This window comes from Devosia equisanguinis (genome assembly GCF_900631955.1).
Lineage (GTDB): Bacteria > Pseudomonadota > Alphaproteobacteria > Rhizobiales > Devosiaceae > Devosia > Devosia equisanguinis.
Genome location: NZ_UZWD01000038.1, coordinates 172,392 through 192,746, shown reverse-complemented (window position 1 = coordinate 192,746; position 20,355 = coordinate 172,392). Strand labels below are relative to the sequence as shown.

Below are 20,355 nucleotides of genomic sequence, written 5' to 3'. Positions count from 1 at the left end.
GCCCCTTAGATAAGGCACTCACCCCGCTTTGCCAAATCGAGGTCAGTAACTTTCGGCGACACCGCAGCGCCACTGGCTGTATTCGTCCACGAAGCAATAGAGCTCCCAGTCGTGATCGACGATCCGGGCGGTGGATTGCGATTCCTCCTCACATACTGAAAGCTTAACGCGCATCGGATAAATGACCGCGTTTTCAGGCGCGCCATTGGTCACCAGGGTCGCGCCCTGACCCTCGAGCATCGAGCGCGTATTGTAGAAGGGGTCGCCGTGAACGAGTGAATGGATGGTGACGCTTACGTCATAGCCGTCCGTGGCTACCCCGGTGAAGTAGTCGCGGATCAACTGGCGCATCAAGTCATCGGACGCGGTAACGCTGCCATCGACGATCCCGGCATATTGCGTCATTTCGCAGCTTTGCGCCAAGTCATTGCCCGGTGTGATGGGGCCTGGCTGTGGGGCAGGGCGAGCCCAGGCGTCCCGCTGCTTGGCGAGATCTTCGTTCCAGCCCTCTATTTCCGGGCCCATCGTGCCGTCCGGATGCTCATAGCGGAAGCTGCATTTGGGGTAGGGCGTGGTCCAGCATGACAGGATGCGGGCCATAGTGCCCTTGTCGTCGATCTGAAAGTGATCGCCTGCCTGAACCTCGGCGGCGGAAGCGTGGCTGCCGGTCAGGGCGAGCACTACAAACGTAACGGCAGTGGTAATGAAGCGCATGGCGAATTCCCAATTGGAACTCGAATATAGCTTTAATAGCTCACTGAGCCAATATTTAAGTTGGGGTTGTGATCGGCATCGGCAGCGGGTTGGATGGAACGCTCAAAGAGAGCGATTCCATGAACATTCCATTTTTCGACGGCCACAATGACACCCTGCTGCGTCTGGTGGATCATGCGCGCCAGGACAAGGCGGCACTGTTCATCGAGGGCACGGCAGACGGCCATATCGATCTGCCGCGCGCCCGCTCCGCCGGCATGGCTGGGGGCTTTTTCGCAATGTTCCCGCCGCCTCTCGCGACCAGCCTTGCCGGGGTGGCTGCAAACCCCATGGGCGACGGACAATTGCCGCCCGACCTCGATCTCGCTCCAGCGCAGCGCTCGACCTTCGCCATGGCGGCACTGCTCTATCGCCTTGAGCGCTTGGGCGCACTGTCGGTTTGCCGCTCGGCCGCCGATATTCGAAGCGCTATAGCCGCCGAGCGAATGGCGGCCATTTTTCATATCGAAGGTGCTGAAGCCATCGATCCGGCCTTCGACAGTTTCGAATTGCTTTATGCGGCGGGCCTGCGGTCCATCGGGATAACCTGGAGCCGCGCCAATGCCTTTGGCACCGGCGTGCCTTTCCGGCACAATGCCGATCCTGAAATCGGCCCGGGTTTGAGCGATGCCGGCAAAGCTCTGGTCCGGCTGTGCAATGCGCGAAACGTGCTCGTTGATCTCAGCCATCTCAACGCTGCCGGGTTCCGCGACGTTGCCGCCATTTCGACGGCCCCGCTCGTTGCGACCCATTCCAATGTCCACGCCATCTGCCCCTCGACTCGCAATCTCATGGATTGGCAGCTTGCCGCCATTCGCGAGAGCAGCGGCATCGTCGGCCTGAACTATGCCACGGGCTTTCTGCGCCCCGATGGACGGTTTGTCGCCGACACGCCCATCGAGCTGATGGTGCGCCATGTCGATGCACTCATCGAGGCCGTAGGCGAAGATGGTGTCGCCCTCGGCGGCGATTTCGACGGCGCCATGGTTCCGGCCGATATCGGCGATGTCACCGGCGTGCCAAGACTACTGCAGGCGCTCATGGACAAAGGCTATGGCGAAACGCTGGTGCGCAAGATCGCACTGGACAACTGGCTGAGCCTGATTGAACGGACCATCGGCTGAGGTGGGCCCGCCGTCCGTGAGGTGTCGCGCAAGGGCTTAAAGGTCGCCCAGCCGAACGAACTGGTAACCACTCCGTTTCAGTTCCATCAGACCCCGAGCAATGCCCTCGCCAGCGGCGCGTTTGGGCTGGTTGATATGGGCGATGATGACATCGCCATCCTTGGCTTTGCGGATTTGCGCCTCGGCCGCTGCCGCCGAGGCGGTCGCGCCGTAGTCGGCATTGAGCGAAAAACCGGCAACGCGAAAGCCGAGACGGCCGATTTCATCCAGCGCGTCCTGGGTATAGAGCGCCGTAGCACCGCGGAACCAACCGGGCTTGGTACCAAAGCTGGCAATGATCGCCTGGGCGCCGCCCAGCACTTCGTCGTCAACCGCGGCCAGGGTGCCGGCGGGGGTGATGCCATAAGGCTTTTCCGTTCCCGTGACCGCCGGAACATGATTGCGACCGTGATTTTCGATGTTGAACAGGTCCGGCCGCCTCGCCAGCACCGCCACAGTCTCGGCATTGACCAGCAGCCAGCGCTCGGTGACGAACAGGGTCACCGGAATGTTCTCAGAGATAATGACGTCAAGGATGCGATGGTCGATATCGCCGGAGCAGGCATCCAGGGTCACCGCCACGCGCGGCACGCTCGACTGCGCCTTTGGAAGGTGCAGGGCCGGTTCGAGCAATGTGCCCGCAATTGCGGGCGCCAGGCTCAACATTGCCGCCACACAGACAGTCACGATCAGCCGCATCGCCATCTCCGCCGGATTTGACCTCAGAGTGGTCAGTCAGGCGACCGAGTCGCAAGCAGATTTGCGCGTTGAGGTCACTGACTGACGGCAGAGACCTCAATGACCAAGCCACACTCGGGCGTACCCGAGTGCGCGTCACACCATTAAAATGGAACGTCTTCGTCGGCCACCTTCTTGGCTGCCGTCTTCTTAGGCGCTGCCTTCTTGGCCGGCGCTTTCTTTGCGGCGGTATCGGTCTTGGCTGCAGCCGCCTTCTTAGCTGGTGCCTTTTTGGCCGGCGCCTTCTTCACTTTGGTGCCGGTCACTTCGGCGCGGGCAGCAATCCACTGCACGGCCTGCTCCAGCGTCACGTCTTCCGGCTTCACATCCTTGGGGATGGTGGCGTTGACCTTGCCCTGGTTGACATAGGGGCCATAGCGGCCGGCGCGCACGGTGATGGCACCGTTGTCGTGCTCAAAAGTCTGAATGGCAGCCACGGCAGCACCGCCACCACGCTTGAACCCACCGGCAGCCTTCTGCGCAATGAGGTCTACGGCGCGGTTCAGCCCGACCGTGAACACCTCTTCGACATCCGGCAGATTGGCATATTTGCCGTCATGCAGGACAAATGGCCCGTACCGTCCGATACCGGCTGATATCGGCAGGCCAGTCTCGGGATGCAGACCCACTTCACGCGGCAGCGACAGCAATTGCAGCGCCTTGTCCAGCGTCAATGCCCCAGTCTCCCAGCCCTTGGGCAGCGAGGAGCGCTTGGGCTCCTTGCCGTCACCGAGCTGCACATAAGGGCCGAAGCGGCCGGTCTTGAGGAAAACCTCCTCGCCGCTTTCCGGATCTGTACCCAGCACGCCATCGCCCGCTGCGGCTTCCGATGACTGGCCCGAGGCCGCATCGGACAGCTGCATGGTATGCTTGCATTCGGGATAATTCGAGCAGCCGATGAAAGCGCCGAACTTGCCCAGTTTCAGAGACAGTGTGCCGGTGCCGCAGGTCGGGCAGCGGCGTGGATCGGAACCATCTTCCTTGGGCGGGAAGATGTGGTCGGCCAGCAGGTCATTGAGCGCGTCGAGCACTTCGGACACGCGAAGGTCCTTGATCTCCTCGACATTGCCCATGAAGTCGCGCCAGAAGTCACGCAGCACCTGCTTGTAGTCGAGGTCGCCTGCCGAGATTTCGTCCAGCTGTTCTTCGAGCCCTGCAGTGAATCCGTACTCTACATAGCGGGTGAAAAAGCTCTCGAGGAAGGCCGTGACGATGCGGCCGCGATCTTCCGGATGCAGCGCCTTGCCTTCCAGGCGCACATAATCGCGGTCTTTGAGCGTCGTCACCGTAGCCGCATAGGTCGAGGGACGGCCGATCCCCAGCTCTTCCATCTTCTTGATCAGGCTCGCCTCGGTATAGCGGGCGGGCGGCTGGGTGAAATGCTGCTCGATCTCGACCTTCTTGAGCTCGGGCTTGTCACCGATTTTCAGCGGGGGCAGCTCGCGGCCATCCTCGTCGTCCTCGCCATCGGTCTTGGCCTCGACGCCATAAAGAGTGAGGAAGCCGGGGAAGGTGACGACGGAGCCGGTGGCGCGCAACATCAGGGCGCGGGCCGGAACATTGACCGCGATATCAACCGTGGTGCGGTCAATTTCGGCGGAAGCCATCTGACTGGCAAGGGTACGCTTCCAGATCAACCCATAGAGCTTGGACTGGTCGGCATCCAGATTGAGCTGCTCGGGCCGCTTGAACATGTCGGTGGGACGGATGGCCTCGTGCGCTTCCTGGGCGTTCTTGGCCTTGGTCTGGTAGATGCGGGCCTTCTCCGGCAGGTATTCCTCGCCGAAGTATTTCCCGATTACCGAACGCGCCATGGCAATGCCTTCAGGCGCCATCTGCACGGCGTCGGTACGCATATAGGTGATGAGACCGTCTTCGTAGAGCCGCTGCGCGATTTGCATGGTGCGGTTCGGCGACAGCCCGAGGCGCGAGGAGGCATCCTGCTGCAGCGAGGAGGTGGTAAACGGGGCGTAGGGATTGCGCTTGGTCGGTTTCTTCTCGACATTGGCGACGTTGAACTGCCCGGCTTCGATCAGCGTCTTCAGCGCCGTCGCGTCCTCGCCGGTCTTGATGTCGAGCTTGTCCGTCTTCTTGCCGTCGACCGAGAAAAGGCGCGCGACAAAATTCTTGCCAGACTGCGCCAGTTGGGCCTCGACCGACCAATATTCATCGGCCTTGAACTTCTCGATCTCGGCTTCGCGGTCAGAGACCAGGCGAAGCGTCACCGATTGCACACGGCCAGCAGAGCGCGAGCCCGGCAGCTTGCGCCAGAGAATGGGGGAGAGCGTGAAGCCGACCAGGTAGTCGAGCGCGCGCCGCGCCAGATAGGCATCGACCAGCGGCATGTCGATGTCGCGGGGCTTGGCCATGGCCGCGGTGACCGCGTCCTTGGTGATGGCGTTGAACACCACGCGCTGCACCGGCGTGTCTTTCTTCAGCGCCTTTTTCTGCCGCAGCACATCCAGAATATGCCAGGAGATCGCCTCGCCCTCGCGATCAGGGTCGGTTGCGAGGATCAGTCCGTCGGCGCCCTTGAGCGCACCGGCAATGTCGGAAATGCGCTTCTTGGAGGCGGTGTCCACTTCCCAGGACATGGCGAAATCCTCGTCGGGACGCACCGAGCCATCCTTGGCCGGCAGGTCACGGACGTGGCCGAAGCTGGCAAGAACCTCATAGTCCTTGCCCAGATATTTGTTGATTGTCTTGGCTTTAGCCGGACTTTCAACGACGACGACCTTCATTCCGCTATCCGTTCCGCAACGCACTCTCAAAGAGCGCGCAACATGGTGAACGCAAATGCCGGTGTCAACGGGGCGTATTTTCGGCGCGCTGTCCGCTCAGCGCCGAGGCTCAGCTAAACCTCAACGCCACCAACTGACCGCTCGACCACTCGACGCGTCCCCCAAGGTCAAGCTCGAGCAGCAGGATCTGCATGGCGGCCGGGGCAATCCCGGTTTGCGCCACCAGTTCATCCACCTCGATCGGTGTCGTCGATAAAGCGGCCAGCAGCCGCTCGCGATCACTTTCTGCCGGCATGGCCTCGTCGGCACCGAATTCGCCATCCGGCAGCCATTCCGGATCGAAGAGGGCGCTGCGGGCAGGGTCGGCACTGCCCAGCACCTCCACGATGTCCCTCGCACTGGTGATCAGCCGCGCCCCTTGCTGAATCAAGGCGTTTCCACCCTCGGCGCGCGGATCGAGCGGCGACCCGGGAACCGCGAAGACGTCGCGGTTCTGTTCCAATGCCAGCCGGGCAGTGATCAACGAGCCAGATCGCTTTGCGGCCTCGACCACGACAATGCCCAACGACAAGCCGGAAACCAGCCGGTTGCGCCTGGGGAAATCGCGCGCCCGTGGCTCCCAGCCCAGCGGCATTTCGGTCAACAATGTCCCGCCATTATCGAGAATGTCGTGGGCCAGCGGGATGTTTTCGTCGGGATAGATGCGATCGAAGCCGCCCGCCAGTACAGCGACCGTTCCGGTATTGAGGCTGGCACGGTGGGCCGCCGCATCTATGCCGCGTGCCAGGCCCGAAACCACCGTGTAACCCAGCGCGCCCAGTTCTTCAGCCAGCAGCCGTGTCATCTTGACGCCGGCCGAGGACGCGTTGCGCGCTCCGACCACGCCAACCGTTCGCAACCAATCCACCCGATCGCCGCCTGCCATGGTCAAGAGCGGCGGCGATGCAGCGATATGCAGCAGGTGGGGCGGGTAATCACTTTCGCCCTGCGCCACCAGTCGGGCGCCATAGCGGCTCAGCCCGGCCATTTCGTCTTCCGCCTGGGACTGGGAAATGACGCTGAGTGTACGACTCGACTTGCCGGAGAGCGTGGGCAAGGCGGCAATGGCTGCCTCTGCCGAGCCGAAGCGATTGAGCAATTGGCGGAAGGTGACCGGGCCGACATTGTCAGTCCGCAACAGGCGAAGCCAGGCGATGCGTTGGGCCGGCGTGAGCTCTGTGGTCACCCGGCCCCGAACCATGATCAGGCCGCTTTCCTGCCGCCGCCGATACTGGGCTCCGTGCCTTTGATCAGCCGCGCGATATTTTCCCGATGCTGGAAGAACAGCAATAGAGCGAGGCCCGTCACCACCAGCGCCAGGCGTTCGCTGCCCAGCACATAGGCGAAGATCGGCGCGGTTGCGGCAGCTGTGAGCGCGGCCAGCGAGGAAATCTTGCGGGTGAAGGCGATGAGCAGCCAGACGGCGCAGAAAATCAGGCCGACAATCCAGTTGAGCGCCAATAGCGAGCCGATCATGACTGCGACGCCCTTGCCACCCTTGAAGCCGAGCCAGACCGGAAAACAATGTCCCAGAAAGGCACCCAGGGCCGCGACTCGAGCGGCGTCTTCGCCCCAGAAGTGACGGGCCAGAAGCACCGGGATGACCGCTTTGAGGGCGTCGAGCACCAGCGTGCCGGCGGCCAGACCCTTATTGCCGGTGCGCAGTACATTGGTGGCCCCGATATTGCCGGAGCCAATGGCGCGGATGTCCCCGAGTCCGGCGGCACGAGTCAGGATCAACCCGAAAGGGATGGACCCGCACAGATAGCCGAGGACCAGCGCGTAAAGCAGCGGCAGGATTTCGGTGGGCATGTTCTGTCTCCCTCGTTAACCAAGACAACTACCCTCAGCCACCCCGCCTTCACAAGAGGGCCGGCGTGAGGAATGTTGAGAACTGCGGTGCCCCACCTTACTCTGCTAACTGGTAGACGGTCTTGCCACCGACAATGGTGCGCATCACCTTGCCGGCAAGGCGCGCGCCCTCGAAGCTGGTATTACGAGACTTGGAGCGAAGCGAAGCCTCGGTCACCTGCCAGGGATAGTCGAGATCGATCAGGATCAGGTCGGCAGGCGCGCCTCTGGCAATGCGGCCACTCGCGAGTCCGAGAATCTGTGCCGGGCGAATGGTCATGGCCCGCAGCAGTGTGAGCAGGTCGATTTCCTCCGCATGCACCATCCGCAGCGCCGCACTCAGCAGCGTTTCAAGGCCAATGGCGCCGTTGGAAGCCTCGGCAAAGGGCTGGCGCTTTACCTCGGTGTCCTGCGGGTCGTGGTCGGAGTGGATGGTATCGATGACCCCGGCACGCAAGCCATCGACCAAGGCGCGTCGATCGTCCTCGCCTCGTAGCGGCGGGTTGAGCTTGAAATAGGTGCGGTAGCGGCCGATGTCGTTTTCGTTGAGGCAGAGATTGTTGATCGACGCCCCAGCGGTGATCCGGCCATTCCTGGCCTTGGCTGCCTGCACCAGCTCCACCGAAACCGCTGTTGAAATCTGGGCTGCGTGGTAACGCACCTTGGCAAGCGCAGCCAGTTGCAGGTCGCGCGCCAGGGGAATGGTCTCAGCTTCGCGGGGAATGCCCTTGAGCCCGAGAATGGTGGCAAAGAAACCCTCATTCATCACGCCGTCGCCAACCAGTGCCGCGTCGGCAGCCTGATGCACGAAGGCCATGTCGAAATTGGCGGCATAGCTCATCGCCGTCCGCAGCAGCGCGCTGGACTGGATCGATTGCGCACCATCGGTGAGACAAACCGCGCCGGCTTCCTTCAGCAAGCCAAACTCCGTCATCTCCTTGCCGGCCAGCCCCTTGGTGATCGCAGCCGCAGGCAGGATGCGGGCAGGGGATTGCGCCTCAGCCCGGCGAATAAGGAAGTCCACCAGCGCGCCATCGTCCACCACCGGGGTCGTATCCGGCATCATCACGAAAGACGTGACGCCACCCGCGACCGCAGCGGCGCCCGCCGAGGCGAGTGTCTCGCGGTACTCCTTGCCTGGCTCGCCGACGAAGACGCGCATGTCGACCAGCCCTGGCGCCAGCACCAGGCCATTGGCATTGACCACTTCGGCATCGTCGGGGACACCGACAGGGCCACCCAGCGCCAGGTCGCTGATGCGGCCATCTTCAACCAGCACGGCGCCCATCTGGTCGGTGCCGGAAGCGGGATCGACGACGCGCGCGTTCTCGATAAGCAGGGGCCGGGTCATGCGTCATTCCTCGCAGGAAGCAGGGCATCAAGCACGGCCATGCGCACGGCCACCCCCATTTCGACCTGGTCGGTGATCACCGAGCGGGAACCATCGGCAATGGCGGGATCGATCTCCACGCCGCGGTTCATAGGACCGGGATGCATGACGATGGCATCGGATTTGGCATAGGCCAGCTTGGCCTCGTCGAGCCCATAAAAGCGGTAGTATTCGCGAACCGAGGGGATCATCTTGCCGTTGGCGCGCTCGTGCTGCAGGCGCAGCATCATTACCACGTCGGCCCCCTTGAGCCCCGCTTCCATGTCGGTGAACACCTCGGTGGCCAGGTTTTCAATGCCCGCTGGAAGCAGGTTGCGTGGAGCAATGACGCGGGTGCGCACATGCAGCGCGCCCAGCAGCAGCAGGTTTGATCGTGCGACGCGCGAATTGGCGATATCGCCGCAAATGGCGACGGTCAGTCCAGCAAGCGTGCCCTTGTGGTTACGGATCGTCAGGGCATCGAGCAGCGCCTGGGTCGGGTGCTCATGCGCGCCGTCGCCGGCATTGACCACCGAGCAGCCGACCTTCTGGCTCAGCAGTTCGACCGCCCCGGCCGCAGAATGACGCACCACCAGCACGTCCGGCCGCATCGCGTTGAGGGTCGCCGCAGTGTCGATCAGCGTTTCGCCCTTCGAAACCGACGAGGTCTTGACCGACATGTTGACCACCAGCGCGCCCAAGCGCTTTCCGGCGATCTCGAACGAGGACTGGGTGCGCGTCGATGGCTCGAAGAACAGATTGATCTGCGTCTTGCCAGACAGCGTCGGAAGCGACTTCCGCTCCTGCCGAGAAATGGCGATCATTTGCTCGGCGCGATCCAGCAGGTCGATGATTTCGTGCTGCTTCAGATCGGCAATGGAAATGAGGTGTCGCTGGGCGAACGGGGGGAAGTCACCGGATTGCCCGGCGGGAGAATTCTGCTGCGGCATGTCGCATCCCTTGCGATTTGCTGCGGTCTAGCGGAGGGGCGGGCAGGGGGCAAGTCCCGCGCCAAATTATTGCGTTAAACTTTAAGGCCTACCTATTTGACACAACTGAAATAATAGAACATTATGTGAACATAAAGTGATCCAAAAGATAATTTGTGGCACCTTAAGTATGAACGCGTATTGAAGCTTTGGTGCGCACTTGCTGCTCTATGTCTGGCAATTTTGTTCAGATAAGGCGCAGTCGCATGAAAAAGTGGATGGCGTGCAGGGTTGTTAGGCTTGGTACTTCTGCTGGGTGGAATGTCGCGAGCAAAGTGCGGAAATTGATGTGTGAATGTTTGCGAAGTCGCTGCGCTGGCGAGCTTAGCGTGCATTTTGGTTTGCGTTGGCGGTGCAGATTTAAACATCGAAAAAGGTAACGACGAGGTCTGGATGAGCCAGGTTCTGCTTCTTCAGGGGGAAAAAAATCGCCTAAAGCGCGTGCATCCACTTACAGGTTATTTTGTTCGGGTTACCTGGTCGGATGATGTCACTGAAATTAAGGACTTGGGCCCTCTTTTGCTTAATCATCGAGCGTTCAGCAAAGTGCGCTCTGATAGCGACCTGTTTGACACCGTTCAAGTCGGTGACCAAGGCCGCAGACTCGTCTGGGATGATGGTGCCTCACTGAACATTAGTGCCATTGAGAAGCTGCCGCGAACCAGCATGGATGCTTCTGAGTTCAAGAGCATTATGGCCGATTTGCACCTTAACAGCGATGCGCTGGGACGATTGCTGGGGTTGTCACGGCGAGCCATTACTGGCTATCGAGGTGGCGTTCCCATTCCAAATGCAGTGGTGTTGGCAATGCGCTATGTTGCGCAGCGCTGGGATGCTTAATCAAGCCTTCCGAAGTCGATCCAAAGCGCCTTGCAGAATGTAGCTGGCCGCAAGCTTGTCGACCACTTCGGCGCGGCGGTCGCGGCGAAGGTCGGCTTCAATCATCATGCGGGTCACAGCCGAGGTCGAGAGGCGTTCATCCCAGAAGGCGATAGGCAGGTTGATCCTGGGCGCGAGATTGCGGGCAAAGGCCCTTGTCGATTGGACGCGCGGTCCCTCCGTCCCATCCATGTTGAGCGGGAGTCCCAAGATCAGAGCGACCACCTGATTCTGCGTGATCAGCTCAACGATCCGCTCCGCATCCTGCGTGAATTTGGTGCGCTTGATCGTCTCGAGCGGCGTGGCCGAATAGCGCATGCCGTCTGAGATCGCGACCCCAATGGTCTTAGTCCCGAGATCGAGCCCCATGATTTTGCCGGTCTGCGGAATTTCGGCGAGGGGATTGTCGAGGGTCACGTGGGGCTCGCTGAATGGGAAGTAATTGTCCTATAGGCTGTGGCATGTCGGTTGGCGAAGGAAAAGGGCTGATGAAACTTACCTGGTTCGGAAACACCGCCTTTCGCCTGCATATTGGTGGTCAGATCATTGTACTTGATGCTGCTGCAGCCCCGAATGGGGTGGATGCTGCTGAGGTGCTGAGTGGTGCTGATCGGGTAATTGAACGCAACGTGAATGAGCCGCTTCTCGATGCGCGGACATGGAGACCCCGCCCGCGGGAGCGCCTGCTCGATGCCGGTGATCTGCCTCGGCCCGTCGACATCTGGTCGCTCGGGCCCGATTGCATTTTGCTGGATGCCGACGAAGATGCGCCGTTGCTGTTAATCGCCGGTCCCTTGCCGACACTGGGTCGTTGGGCCGAAAAGGCGATCGTCATTCTTGCCGGGCAGCAGTTGATGCGGCGAGGCGAACAGCTGGTTGATGCGGTGATTCCACGCCTCATCGCATTAGCGGGTAGCGACGCCGAGGTCGAGGCAGCCTTTATTCAATTGCCTGCCAAACTCGACGGAGCAGGGCTGTTGGCTCTCTCCCCTGGCCTTGCCGTGGAAGTCTGATCCGACGCATAAGCCATTTTCATTGTCATTATGCCCGGCGCGTTGCTAATAACGCGACGAAGACGCCGTTATCCCAGTTGGAGTTTGCCATGTCCGTCGACGCCGCCACCGTCAAGCGCATCGGGCGCCTCGCGCGCATCCGCATCGAGGAGGAGGAAGTCGCCGGCTACCAGCAGGAGCTCAACGCCATTCTCGGCTTTGTCGAGCAACTGAGCGAAGTCAATGTCGAGGGCGTAGAGCCCATGACCTCGGTGACACCGATGAGCCTGCGCCGCCGTGACGACGTCATCAGCGACGGTGGCTATGCTGAGAAGATCGTCGCTAACGCGCCGCTCTCGGAAGATAATTTCTTCATGGTGCCGAAGGTGGTCGAATAAAAATGGCGGTGTCGATTGCCATCGAGACCCCGCTGCAGGATGACGTTCGCGCGCTCGTTGCCGCGCTGAATGATCACCTGTTGCCGCTGTCCCCGGAAGAGTTCCAGTTCAAGATGACTGTGGAGCAGATGGCCGGCAGCGATACCACGCTGTTTGTCGCTCGCGACGAGGCGGGGCAGGCGGTGGGCATGGGGGCGCTCAAGGTACACAGCCCCCAATTGGGCGAAGTCAAACGCATGTTTACCTTGCCCGAAGTGCGCGGGCAGCGCGTTGGCCGGCATTTGTTGGAACGCATCATCGAACTGGCCCGCGAGCGCAAGCTGGATGTCGTGATGCTTGAGACCGGCACCGGTGATGGCATGGCCGAGGCGCATCGTCTCTACACCCGCTACGGCTTCGTCCCACGTGGCCCGTTCCTCGACTATCCCGACAGCGAATGGTCCGCCTTTTTCGAATTGCCATTGATGGCGGAGGCGAAAGCATGAAATCGACGGCTCTTCCGCTTCTTCTGCTGCTGGGGGTGGGCATCGCTCACGCGCAGGAGGACCTCGTCATCGACCAAAGCAAGCTCTACGTCACCGAGCCGAAGGCGTGCCAAGCCATCGAGACGCAGAGCATCGACGCGTTTGTGGAGATGGATTTCCTCAGCCTGACCTTCGAAGGCGGTATCCAGTCTCTCGAATTCCACTGCAATTTCTATGACATCAAGAGCCGGCCCAACACGCCGCTCCTGTTTGTCGATGCTGTATGCTCGCTACCTGGCGAACTCTATCCGGACAGCTTTGCCATCGCGCCCAATGGTGAGGATTCCATCCTCGTTGTCTCCGGCACGGAAACGACTCTGGGTCTGGCAGGAAGCGAAGCACCACCATCCGACTTTCCTGTCGGTACCACGATTTATCACCGCTGCGACAATCTGAGCGAGATACCCATTGACTGACCTGACCAAACTCAGCCTCGCCGATGCCCGCAAGGGCCTCAAGGACAAGAGCTTCACCGCGCTGGAGCTGACCGACGCCTATATCGGCGCCATCGAGGCCGCCAATCCGAGCCTGAACGCCTATGTAGCCACCACGCCGGAACAGGCGCGCGACATGGCCAAGGTCAGCGACGAAAAGCTGGGCAAAGGGCAGGGCGGGTCGCTGGAAGGCATTCCGCTCGGGATCAAGGATCTCTTCGCCACCAAGGGTGTCCACACCCAGGCGGCCAGCCACATTCTCGATGGCTTCAAGCCGGAATACGAATCCACCGTTACGGCAAATCTCTGGCGCGATGGCGCAGTCATGTTGGGCAAGCTCAACATGGACGAATTCGCCATGGGCTCGTCTAACGAGACCTCCTACTACGGTCCCGTGATCAGCCCGTTCAGGGCCGATGGCAGCAATGCCAATCTCGTGCCTGGCGGCTCCTCGGGTGGTTCAGCTGCTGCAGTCGCCGCATGGCTTTGCGCTGGCGCGACCGCGACCGATACGGGAGGCTCCATCCGCCAGCCTGCCGCTTTTACGGGCACAGTCGGCATCAAGCCCACTTATGGACGCGCCTCGCGATGGGGCACCGTAGCCTTCGCCTCCTCACTCGACCAGGCCGGCCCCATTGCCCGCACCGTCGAGGATGCGGCAATTCTGATGACATCGATGTCCGGCTTCGATCCCAAGGATTCGACCAGTGTCGATATTCCGGTTCCCGATTTTGCTGCCGCCGTTGAGCGTGGTGTGAAGGGGCTGACCATCGGTGTTCCCAAGGAATATCGTATGGACGGCATGCCCGCGGAGATCGAAAAGCTCTGGACCCAGGGTCTCGAATGGCTCAGGGCCGAGGGCGCGACGGTCAAGGACATTTCCCTGCCGCACACCAAATACGCGCTGCCTGCTTACTACATCGTCGCTCCTGCCGAAGCCTCGTCCAATCTCGCCCGCTATGACGGCGTGAAATATGGCCTGCGCGTTTCGGGCAAGGACATTACGGACCTCTACGAGCTGACCCGTGCGGCCGGCTTCGGTCGCGAGGTCAAGCGCCGCATCATGATCGGCACCTATGTGCTCTCCGCAGGCTATTTCGACGCATATTACGTCAAGGCGCAGCAGGTCCGCACACTAATCAAGAAGGATTTTGAGGACGCCTTTAATGCCGGCGTCGACGCCATCCTGACTCCTGCCACACCGTCTGCCGCGTTCGGCATTGGCGATGAAGCGCTGGCCGCCGATCCGGTCGCCATGTACCTCAACGACGTCTTCACCGTCACCGTGAACATGGCTGGCCTGCCGGGCATCGCCGTTCCGGCTGGCAAGGACGGGCAGGGGCTTCCCTTGGGCCTGCAGCTTATCGGCAAGCCCTTCGACGAAGAGACCCTGTTTGCAGCCGCGCGCGTCATCGAAAAGAGCGCCGGCGGCGACTTCGCACCCAAGCGCTGGTGGTAAGGCAAATACCGGGCGGCGCTTGATTGCGCCGCCGTTCCGGCCTATTTGCGGCCAATGCACAAGTTTAAACTGGTAGTGACGCGCCCCCTGGCAGCGTCCGGGCCGACAGGGGTTACGCCGATGGCCGTTGATATCTTTACGACGCTGGATTGGTCCGAGCCGCCCAAGGACATGAGCAAGCCGCTGCAGGCGCTGTGGTGGCTGAAGAAGGGCGAACTGCGCGTCGGTCCCGAATGGGAAAAGGCGCATAATATCGTCCAGTCCATGGAAGGCGTTCAGGCCTTCGACTGGGTCCATGCATTGATGCACTGGATCGAAGCCGATATGGGCAATGCCGATTACTGGTACCGCCGCGCCGGCAAGCGCCGCGCCACCGCCAGCGTTTCATCCGAGTGGGAGCACATCGCGGCCGCACTGAGCGAAGTCACGCGACACTGATCCGACATTATCGGGTGGCGCGCGCCTCTATTGTGGCGAGTGCCGCGATCCAGATCAGATAGCTGCCGATGGTCAACCGCTGATATAATCCCATCAGCGGCAGGCTTTGTGCCGACGCCATTGCCGCCAGCGCGCCCGATACCAGCATGACCGCCAATAGCGCCAAGGTTGTTCTGGTGAAGGTGGGATACTGCCGGCGCGCCCGCCAGCCCCAGGCCATGGCGCCAAGGGCGGCTATGCAGGTCAGCACCAGCAATCCTGCCAACACCATGTGGACAATGCCGGGCACCGTAGCCGGCGTGCCCTGCGCATCCATAGGTGCCAGTTCGATCAGCACGCCGAAGAGACCGTTGAAAAGGATCATGACTGCGCCGACTTGCAATATGCGATGATCCATGCGGCCGCTCACCAAAAGGCCCACTCCAAACACCAGCAGCAGCATATTGTAGGCCACAAATGCCGCCGATATTGGAGTGGCATACACCGCCCCGGTTTCGAAGAGCGCGCTGACCGGCTGGGACAGATGGTCGTATCCGGGCGTTATGTCGCCACCAACCAGGACGGTGGCGACATAGACAATCGGTGCCGCAATTCCGGCGAAAAGCATATATCTGCGCATGGCACCACCAACTGACCGAGTAGTCCCACCATGCGCAGATTTGACGCGTGTGTGTTGATCGACGTCAAGCCGCCATGGCTTACCGGTTGTCCACCTGACTGCGGACTAATTCCAGACCACGCCGCGTGATGCTATAGGGGCCTCCGCCTTGCGATCGGATCGCTTTCTTCGCCCTGAGTTTGTTGAAGATCAGCGGCGTCAAGCCGCTCATCAGCCAGCCGTCTCGATTGAAAAACTCGAATTCGGCGATTTTGCCGCGTTGGTCTCGAATGACGGCGATACGGCCACCCTGCGCGAGGGCGTGCAGCACCCGCTGTTCGTTCCGGGAAATATCCATGGAAAAGTCTGAAAGCCTGAATGGCGGCCAAGTGGCCGCAACAAACGGAGCCCTGCCGGCATCACGCGCGGCAGCGGCTTGGTTCACTCATGCCCGCCGCTTTTGGACGGGCTATCAGGCAATCTCAGACTGGCTAGACATGCTGTAGAATTAGGCCTGCACGGCGTTAATGACCAGAGCCTGCGACGCTAGTGGGTTGAATTCAGTACGGTCACGGTGCAAACCAGCAACAGCTTTTTCTGAGCCGAGGATAGTGCCGTGACCGCTGCCAAAATGCCCGCCCAATGCGAAACCAAGGATGACGTTCGCGCCGAGATCGATCGGATCGACCAGGCTTTGATCGCCCTGTTCGCGGAACGGCACGGTTACGTGACCCGTATGGCAGAGATCAAGACCGACCCGCACGAAGCCTATGACCCGGCGCGCATCGAGGCCATCGTTGCAAAAGTGCGCGCTCGCAGTTTGGACCTTGATCTCGACGAAGATCAGGCCGAACTTATCTGGCGGACCCTGATCGATTGGAACATCAATTACGAGAAGGGCATCATCGCGGCACGTCGCCGCGCAAAATAAGCGGGCCACCCGCCACGCGTGGGTCGTCCCGAAACGGGGGTGATCATGCCGGCTATCTCCATACGCAAGGCCATACAGGCAGACAGACCTGCAATGGCCAGCATTGCCTATCGTGCCTGGGAGAGCGGCATCTTGCCGATCTTGCCGGATAAGCCGGGGCAGGAGGAGGCGGAACGCCATCGCCTGGCCCGCGCGGTGGAGTTTGGCTGGCAACACGCCATCAGCGCCGAAATCGATGGCGTCGTGGTCGGCTGGTGTTCGCGCGCCCCCAGCCGGTCCTATGTCCCGTTTCTTTTCGTCATGCCCGAATTGCAAGGCCACGGCATCGGCGCCCAGCTCCTGTCCCGCATGGAGACCATTCTGGAACTGGAGGGAGCCGAGCGCATCCTGCTCGAAACGCCTGCCGATCATGTTCGGGCCGTCCGTTTTTATGAGCGGCAGGGCTACCATATTCTGGCGCTGAAGGCCGATGCGCGAGCCGGGCACGATCCGTTCGCCAGCGTCCACCTGGAAAAGCGCCTGCGTCCCTATAGCGGCATTATCGAGGGTTAGGTCGGCACAGACGCCTCGCGTCGGCTTTAGGTCAGCGCCAACTGCCGAGCCCTGTTGCAACCCTTGCCCAACATCGCTAAGCACGAACTGAAAAATTCCGACTTTCAGGACTGCCAAGTGACCCTCGTCGATACCCGCACCCCCGACAAGAAGCGCCTGATTTCCGGCTCGACCGGCGATTGGGAAGTGATCATTGGCATGGAAGTGCATGCGCAGGTAACAAGCGAAAGCAAGCTGTTCTCCGGCTCATCGACCGAGTTCGGCAACCCGCCGAATGCCAATGTCAGTTTCGTCGACGCAGCCATGCCCGGCATGCTTCCGGTGATCAACGAGGAATGCATCCGACAGGCCGTGCGCACCGGCCTTGGTCTCAAGGCGCAGATCAACAAGCGCTCGGTGTTCGATCGCAAGAATTACTTCTACCCCGACCAGCCGCCCGGCTACCAGATTTCCCAGTACAAGGACCCGATTGTCGGGGAGGGCAAGGTGCTGCTCGACATCGACGGCGAGCGCGTCGAGATCGGCATCGAGCGCCTGCATCTGGAAACTGATGCCGGCAAGCTTATTCATGACCAGCACCCGAATATGAGCTTCGTCGACCTGAACCGAGCCGGCGTTGCATTGATGGAAATCGTCTCCAAACCCGATATGCGATCGTCGGAGGAGGCCAAGGCCTATCTCTCCAAGCTGCGCACCATCCTGCGTTATCTTGGCACCTGCGACGGCAATATGGAGCAGGGCTCCATGCGCGCCGACGTCAACGTCTCCGTGCGTCGTCCCGGTGGCGAGTTCGGCACCCGTTGCGAAATCAAGAACGTGAACTCGATCCGCTTTGCTGGCCAGGCAATCGAATACGAAGCCCGTCGACAGATCGATATTCTTGAAGATGGCGGCGAGATCGACCAGGAAACCCGCCTGTTCGACCCCAAGAATGGCGAAACCCGCTCCATGCGCTCCAAGGAAGACGCGCAGGACTATCGCTACTTCCCCGATCCGGACCTGCTGCCGCTCGAGTTCGACGATGCCTTTATTGCTGGACTCGCTGAAAACCTGCCAGAACTGCCCGATGAGAAACAGGCGCGCTTCATCCGCGATTATGGCGTCACTGCCTATGACGCCATGGTGCTGACCCTCGATCGCGAAACCGCCGATTACTACGAGGCCTGCGTCGCCTTTGGTGGCGGCAAGCGTGACGGCAAGGCCGTGGCCAATATTCTCAACGCCGACGTGGCAGCCTTCGCCAATAGCCAAGGTCTCGCCGTCTGGGAAACCCACCTCAAGCCGAGCCAGATTGCCGGCCTGGTCGACCTCATTGCCGGCGGTACCATCTCGTCCAAGGGCGGCAAGGATGTCTTGCAGATTCTCATCGCCGAAGAACCGGAAGGCGAACCCGCCGACATCGTCGAGCGTCGCGGCCTGAAGCAGGTGACCGATCTCGGCGCCATCGAGAAAATCGTCGACGAAATCATCGCCGCCAATCCGGATCAGGTGGAAAAGGTCAAGGCCAAGCCGACCATGATCGGCTGGTTCGTCGGCCAGGCCATGAAGGCCTCGGGTGGAAAGGCCAATCCACAGGCACTGAACGAGCTGATGAAACAAAAGCTCGGCATCGAATAGGAACAGGCGGCCCTAGGGCCGCCTTTTTCATGTCATGGATTGATGTCGTGGCCCGGCTCTGGCGGCAGGTTGGGGTCGAGCGGTTCGGTATCCTGGTCGTTCCGCAGCGGCGAGGTATGGGGGTTCTCCGCATCGCCAGTGGGCAGACCCACGGGCATCGGCGGCACCGGCTCTTGCCGACGATGCGGAGCCTCCGGCTCACGTTTGCGCGGATTTGTCATGGCATCCTCCTGTTGGCTTGGCCGCGACCGCCATTTAGGGCTGGCACGCAGCGTCTGTTAGCCAACGAAAGCGACCGGTCTTATGTTCCGCTTCTAGCCTGGCTGCCCCACCCGCCACATGCGCCGAATGCGGCCATCGATGAACAACAGGCCGAAAAAGATCACCAGCATGCCCAGTACCTGGATGGGCAATACGGTTTCGCCAAGCGCCGTCACGCCGATCAGCAGCGCGGAAATCGGCGCGATGAAGGTGGTGGTGGCGAAATTGGTCGGACCGACGCGCGGCAGGATGCGGTACATGATCTGGAAGGTGAAAGCGGTCGAGAGCAGGCCAATGGCCAGCGCAGCGCCCCAGGTTTCCGGCCGCGTCATCACCGGTACGCCCTCGGCGAAAAATGCTACCGGGATTGCCACCAGCGCAGCGCCGGTCAGCGCGATCGATGCAAAGGCTGTAGGCTCTACATGCTTGTAGCTGCGGGTAATGTTGAGCGACAGAGCGTAGCACAGCGTTGCCCCCAGGCATGCCGCAATGGCCCAGATCTGCGAGCTGCCGCCTGACGACAGGGCCGGGGACACCAGGATCGCCGCCCCGACAAAGCCGATGAACACGCCGGTGAATTTGGTCCGCGTTGCCTTCTCGCCGCCAATCCAGAAGTGCGAAACGATCGCTGTAACCATCGGCGTCAGCGCATTGATGATGGCCGCGATGCCGCTGGCGAGATGCGCCTGGGCTAATGGGAAGAGTGCAAAGGGGATCGCATAGGCGATGACGCCGAGGGCACCCAGCTGCAGCCAGAGTTTGGGGTCGCGCGGCACCGGTTTGCGCAGCGCCATGAGGAAAACCCAACAGCCGATCGCGCCGATTCCGACACGCAAAGACGTCACCCAGAGCGGGCCGATCTCGCGAATGAGGATGGCGTTGAAGACGAAGGAACAGCCCCAGATAGCGCCGAGGAGAACAATCAGAAACCAGTCACGCAGACTCATGCGGCACCTCTTGGAAGAGGCGCGACGCTACGCCGACCCGGAACGAAGGTCGAACCGATTTTCACGATGGGCCTGATCAATTGCGGTGATGAGGCCTATCGGCTTGGCAGCAGGTGAGCGGCCGAAATCGAGGCCTTTTACGCTAAGCCCGAACCTCGCCTGAGGCCAGCATCCGCAGGGCCTCGGGGTAAATCCGATGCTCCTCGACCAGGATCCGGTCGGCAAGACTTTCCGGCGTATCGCCCGGGAGGACCGGCACCCGCGCCTGGAGGATGGACGGGCCTTCATCGAGCCCCGGGGTCACGAAGTGCACGGTGCAGCCATGTTCGCTAACGCCATCGGCGAGCGCCCGCTCGTGGGTGTGCAGCCCCTTATAGGCGGGAAGGAGGGATGGATGGATGTTGATCATCCGGCCCTGCCAGCGATCGACAAAATCCTCGCCCAGGATGCGCATGAAGCCTGCAAGGCAGACATAGTCCACCTCCCAGCTTTCCAGCACCTGAGTCATGGTGTCTTCAAACATGTCGCGGGTTGGAAACTTGCTCTGCGCTAGTGACGCCGTAGCGATCCCATGGCCGGCCGCAATAGCAAGGCCCGGTGCGGCCGCCCGGTTCGACAAGACCCCCACGATTTCAGCGGGATAGTCCGGCGCTTGCGCAGCAGCAATCAGCGCCGACATGTT

At 61.1% G+C, this 20,355-nt stretch carries 24 protein-coding genes; 11 read left to right on the top strand and 13 right to left on the bottom strand.

Features of this window, described 5'->3' with window-relative positions; genetic code table 11:
• Positions 1–42: 42 nt before the first annotated feature.
• Positions 43–714: a hypothetical protein gene (locus DEVEQU_RS15810; protein WP_126151559.1), complete on the bottom strand. Its 672-nt coding sequence runs from the start codon at positions 712–714 to the stop codon at positions 43–45.
• Positions 715–833: 119 nt separating this feature from the next.
• Between DEVEQU_RS15810 and DEVEQU_RS15805 the strand changes: the two genes are divergently transcribed.
• A complete protein-coding gene (locus DEVEQU_RS15805) occupies positions 834–1,877 on the top strand; it encodes a dipeptidase (protein WP_126151558.1) in 1,044 nt (347 codons plus the stop codon).
• A 36-nt stretch (positions 1,878–1,913) separates the two neighbouring features.
• Here DEVEQU_RS15805 and DEVEQU_RS15800 read toward each other — a convergent pair whose 3' ends face one another.
• The 6 genes from DEVEQU_RS15800 to DEVEQU_RS15775 all read right to left on the bottom strand — a co-directional run bounded on the left by DEVEQU_RS15800 (position 1,914) and on the right by DEVEQU_RS15775 (position 9,604).
• On the bottom strand, positions 1,914–2,615 hold the full coding sequence (locus tag DEVEQU_RS15800; RefSeq protein WP_126151557.1) for a polysaccharide deacetylase family protein: 702 nt from the start codon (positions 2,613–2,615) through the stop codon (positions 1,914–1,916).
• A 143-nt stretch (positions 2,616–2,758) separates the two neighbouring features.
• The gene (gene topA, locus DEVEQU_RS15795; RefSeq protein WP_126151556.1) at positions 2,759–5,395 is read right to left on the bottom strand and encodes a type I DNA topoisomerase; all 2,637 of its coding nucleotides are present in this window, start codon (positions 5,393–5,395) and stop codon (positions 2,759–2,761) included.
• 109 nt (positions 5,396–5,504) lie between these two features.
• The gene (dprA, locus tag DEVEQU_RS15790) at positions 5,505–6,635 is read right to left on the bottom strand and encodes a DNA-processing protein DprA (protein ID WP_126151555.1); all 1,131 of its coding nucleotides are present in this window, start codon (positions 6,633–6,635) and stop codon (positions 5,505–5,507) included.
• A gap of 2 nt (positions 6,636–6,637) precedes the next feature.
• Positions 6,638–7,246, bottom strand: a complete 609-nt coding sequence (gene plsY, locus DEVEQU_RS15785; protein ID WP_126151554.1) for a glycerol-3-phosphate 1-O-acyltransferase PlsY — start codon at positions 7,244–7,246, stop codon at positions 6,638–6,640.
• Between the two features lie 97 nt (positions 7,247–7,343).
• The gene (gene pyrC / locus DEVEQU_RS15780; RefSeq protein WP_126151553.1) at positions 7,344–8,636 is read right to left on the bottom strand and encodes a dihydroorotase; all 1,293 of its coding nucleotides are present in this window, start codon (positions 8,634–8,636) and stop codon (positions 7,344–7,346) included.
• Positions 8,633–9,604 carry an aspartate carbamoyltransferase catalytic subunit gene (locus tag DEVEQU_RS15775; RefSeq protein ID WP_126151552.1) on the bottom strand — a complete coding sequence of 324 codons (972 nt, stop codon included), beginning with the start codon at positions 9,602–9,604 and terminating at the stop codon, positions 8,633–8,635. Before DEVEQU_RS15775 ends, pyrC begins: the two co-directional genes overlap by 4 nt.
• A 330-nt stretch (positions 9,605–9,934) precedes the next feature.
• On the opposite strand from DEVEQU_RS15775, the gene DEVEQU_RS15770 reads away from it, so the two are divergent.
• On the top strand, positions 9,935–10,483 hold the full coding sequence (locus DEVEQU_RS15770) for a DUF2442 domain-containing protein (RefSeq protein WP_126151551.1): 549 nt from the start codon (positions 9,935–9,937) through the stop codon (positions 10,481–10,483).
• On the opposite strand, the gene ruvX is transcribed toward DEVEQU_RS15770, so the two are convergent.
• Positions 10,484–10,891, bottom strand: coding sequence for a Holliday junction resolvase RuvX (gene ruvX / locus DEVEQU_RS15765; RefSeq protein ID WP_126151703.1), 408 nt, complete (start codon positions 10,889–10,891; stop codon positions 10,484–10,486).
• A gap of 119 nt (positions 10,892–11,010) precedes the next feature.
• On the opposite strand from ruvX, the gene DEVEQU_RS15760 reads away from it, so the two are divergent.
• The 6 genes from DEVEQU_RS15760 to DEVEQU_RS15735 all read left to right on the top strand — a co-directional run bounded on the left by DEVEQU_RS15760 (position 11,011) and on the right by DEVEQU_RS15735 (position 14,767).
• Positions 11,011–11,535, top strand: a complete 525-nt coding sequence (locus DEVEQU_RS15760) for a hypothetical protein (RefSeq protein WP_126151550.1) — start codon at positions 11,011–11,013, stop codon at positions 11,533–11,535.
• A gap of 89 nt (positions 11,536–11,624) precedes the next feature.
• Positions 11,625–11,912, top strand: coding sequence for an Asp-tRNA(Asn)/Glu-tRNA(Gln) amidotransferase subunit GatC (gene gatC, locus DEVEQU_RS15755; RefSeq protein WP_126151549.1), 288 nt, complete (start codon positions 11,625–11,627; stop codon positions 11,910–11,912).
• Positions 11,913–11,914: 2 nt separating this feature from the next.
• Complete coding sequence (locus DEVEQU_RS15750; RefSeq protein WP_126151548.1) at positions 11,915–12,397, top strand: GNAT family N-acetyltransferase; 483 nt, start codon at positions 11,915–11,917, stop codon at positions 12,395–12,397.
• Positions 12,394–12,852, top strand: coding sequence for a hypothetical protein (locus DEVEQU_RS15745; protein ID WP_126151547.1), 459 nt, complete (start codon positions 12,394–12,396; stop codon positions 12,850–12,852). Before DEVEQU_RS15750 ends, DEVEQU_RS15745 begins: the two co-directional genes overlap by 4 nt.
• Positions 12,845–14,329 (top strand): Asp-tRNA(Asn)/Glu-tRNA(Gln) amidotransferase subunit GatA, encoded by a 1,485-nt coding sequence (gatA, locus tag DEVEQU_RS15740; RefSeq protein ID WP_126151546.1) that lies wholly within the window; start codon positions 12,845–12,847, stop codon positions 14,327–14,329. Before DEVEQU_RS15745 ends, gatA begins: the two co-directional genes overlap by 8 nt.
• 120 nt (positions 14,330–14,449) lie before the next feature.
• Positions 14,450–14,767 (top strand): hypothetical protein, encoded by a 318-nt coding sequence (locus tag DEVEQU_RS15735; RefSeq protein ID WP_126151545.1) that lies wholly within the window; start codon positions 14,450–14,452, stop codon positions 14,765–14,767.
• A 7-nt stretch (positions 14,768–14,774) separates the two neighbouring features.
• Here DEVEQU_RS15735 and DEVEQU_RS15730 read toward each other — a convergent pair whose 3' ends face one another.
• Complete coding sequence (locus DEVEQU_RS15730; protein ID WP_126151544.1) at positions 14,775–15,386, bottom strand: DUF998 domain-containing protein; 612 nt, start codon at positions 15,384–15,386, stop codon at positions 14,775–14,777.
• A gap of 79 nt (positions 15,387–15,465) precedes the next feature.
• The gene (locus DEVEQU_RS15725) at positions 15,466–15,723 is read right to left on the bottom strand and encodes a YjhX family toxin (RefSeq protein WP_126151702.1); all 258 of its coding nucleotides are present in this window, start codon (positions 15,721–15,723) and stop codon (positions 15,466–15,468) included.
• Between the two features lie 258 nt (positions 15,724–15,981).
• Between DEVEQU_RS15725 and DEVEQU_RS15720 the strand changes: the two genes are divergently transcribed.
• From DEVEQU_RS15720 to gatB, 3 genes are all read left to right on the top strand, one after another.
• Positions 15,982–16,296 (top strand): chorismate mutase, encoded by a 315-nt coding sequence (locus tag DEVEQU_RS15720; protein WP_126151543.1) that lies wholly within the window; start codon positions 15,982–15,984, stop codon positions 16,294–16,296.
• A 93-nt stretch (positions 16,297–16,389) separates the two neighbouring features.
• Positions 16,390–16,848 carry a GNAT family N-acetyltransferase gene (locus DEVEQU_RS15715; RefSeq protein ID WP_164550442.1) on the top strand — a complete coding sequence of 153 codons (459 nt, stop codon included), beginning with the start codon at positions 16,390–16,392 and terminating at the stop codon, positions 16,846–16,848.
• Between the two features lie 117 nt (positions 16,849–16,965).
• Positions 16,966–18,465: an Asp-tRNA(Asn)/Glu-tRNA(Gln) amidotransferase subunit GatB gene (gene gatB / locus DEVEQU_RS15710; protein WP_126151541.1), complete on the top strand. Its 1,500-nt coding sequence runs from the start codon at positions 16,966–16,968 to the stop codon at positions 18,463–18,465.
• A 32-nt stretch (positions 18,466–18,497) separates the two neighbouring features.
• On the opposite strand, the gene DEVEQU_RS15705 is transcribed toward gatB, so the two are convergent.
• The 3 genes from DEVEQU_RS15705 to purN all read right to left on the bottom strand — a co-directional run bounded on the left by DEVEQU_RS15705 (position 18,498) and on the right by purN (position 20,352).
• Positions 18,498–18,686: a hypothetical protein gene (locus DEVEQU_RS15705; protein WP_126151540.1), complete on the bottom strand. Its 189-nt coding sequence runs from the start codon at positions 18,684–18,686 to the stop codon at positions 18,498–18,500.
• A gap of 93 nt (positions 18,687–18,779) precedes the next feature.
• The gene (locus DEVEQU_RS15700; protein WP_126151539.1) at positions 18,780–19,673 is read right to left on the bottom strand and encodes a DMT family transporter; all 894 of its coding nucleotides are present in this window, start codon (positions 19,671–19,673) and stop codon (positions 18,780–18,782) included.
• A gap of 142 nt (positions 19,674–19,815) precedes the next feature.
• A complete protein-coding gene (gene purN, locus DEVEQU_RS15695; RefSeq protein ID WP_230405486.1) occupies positions 19,816–20,352 on the bottom strand; it encodes a phosphoribosylglycinamide formyltransferase in 537 nt (178 codons plus the stop codon).
• Between the last annotated feature and the right edge of the window lie 3 nt (positions 20,353–20,355).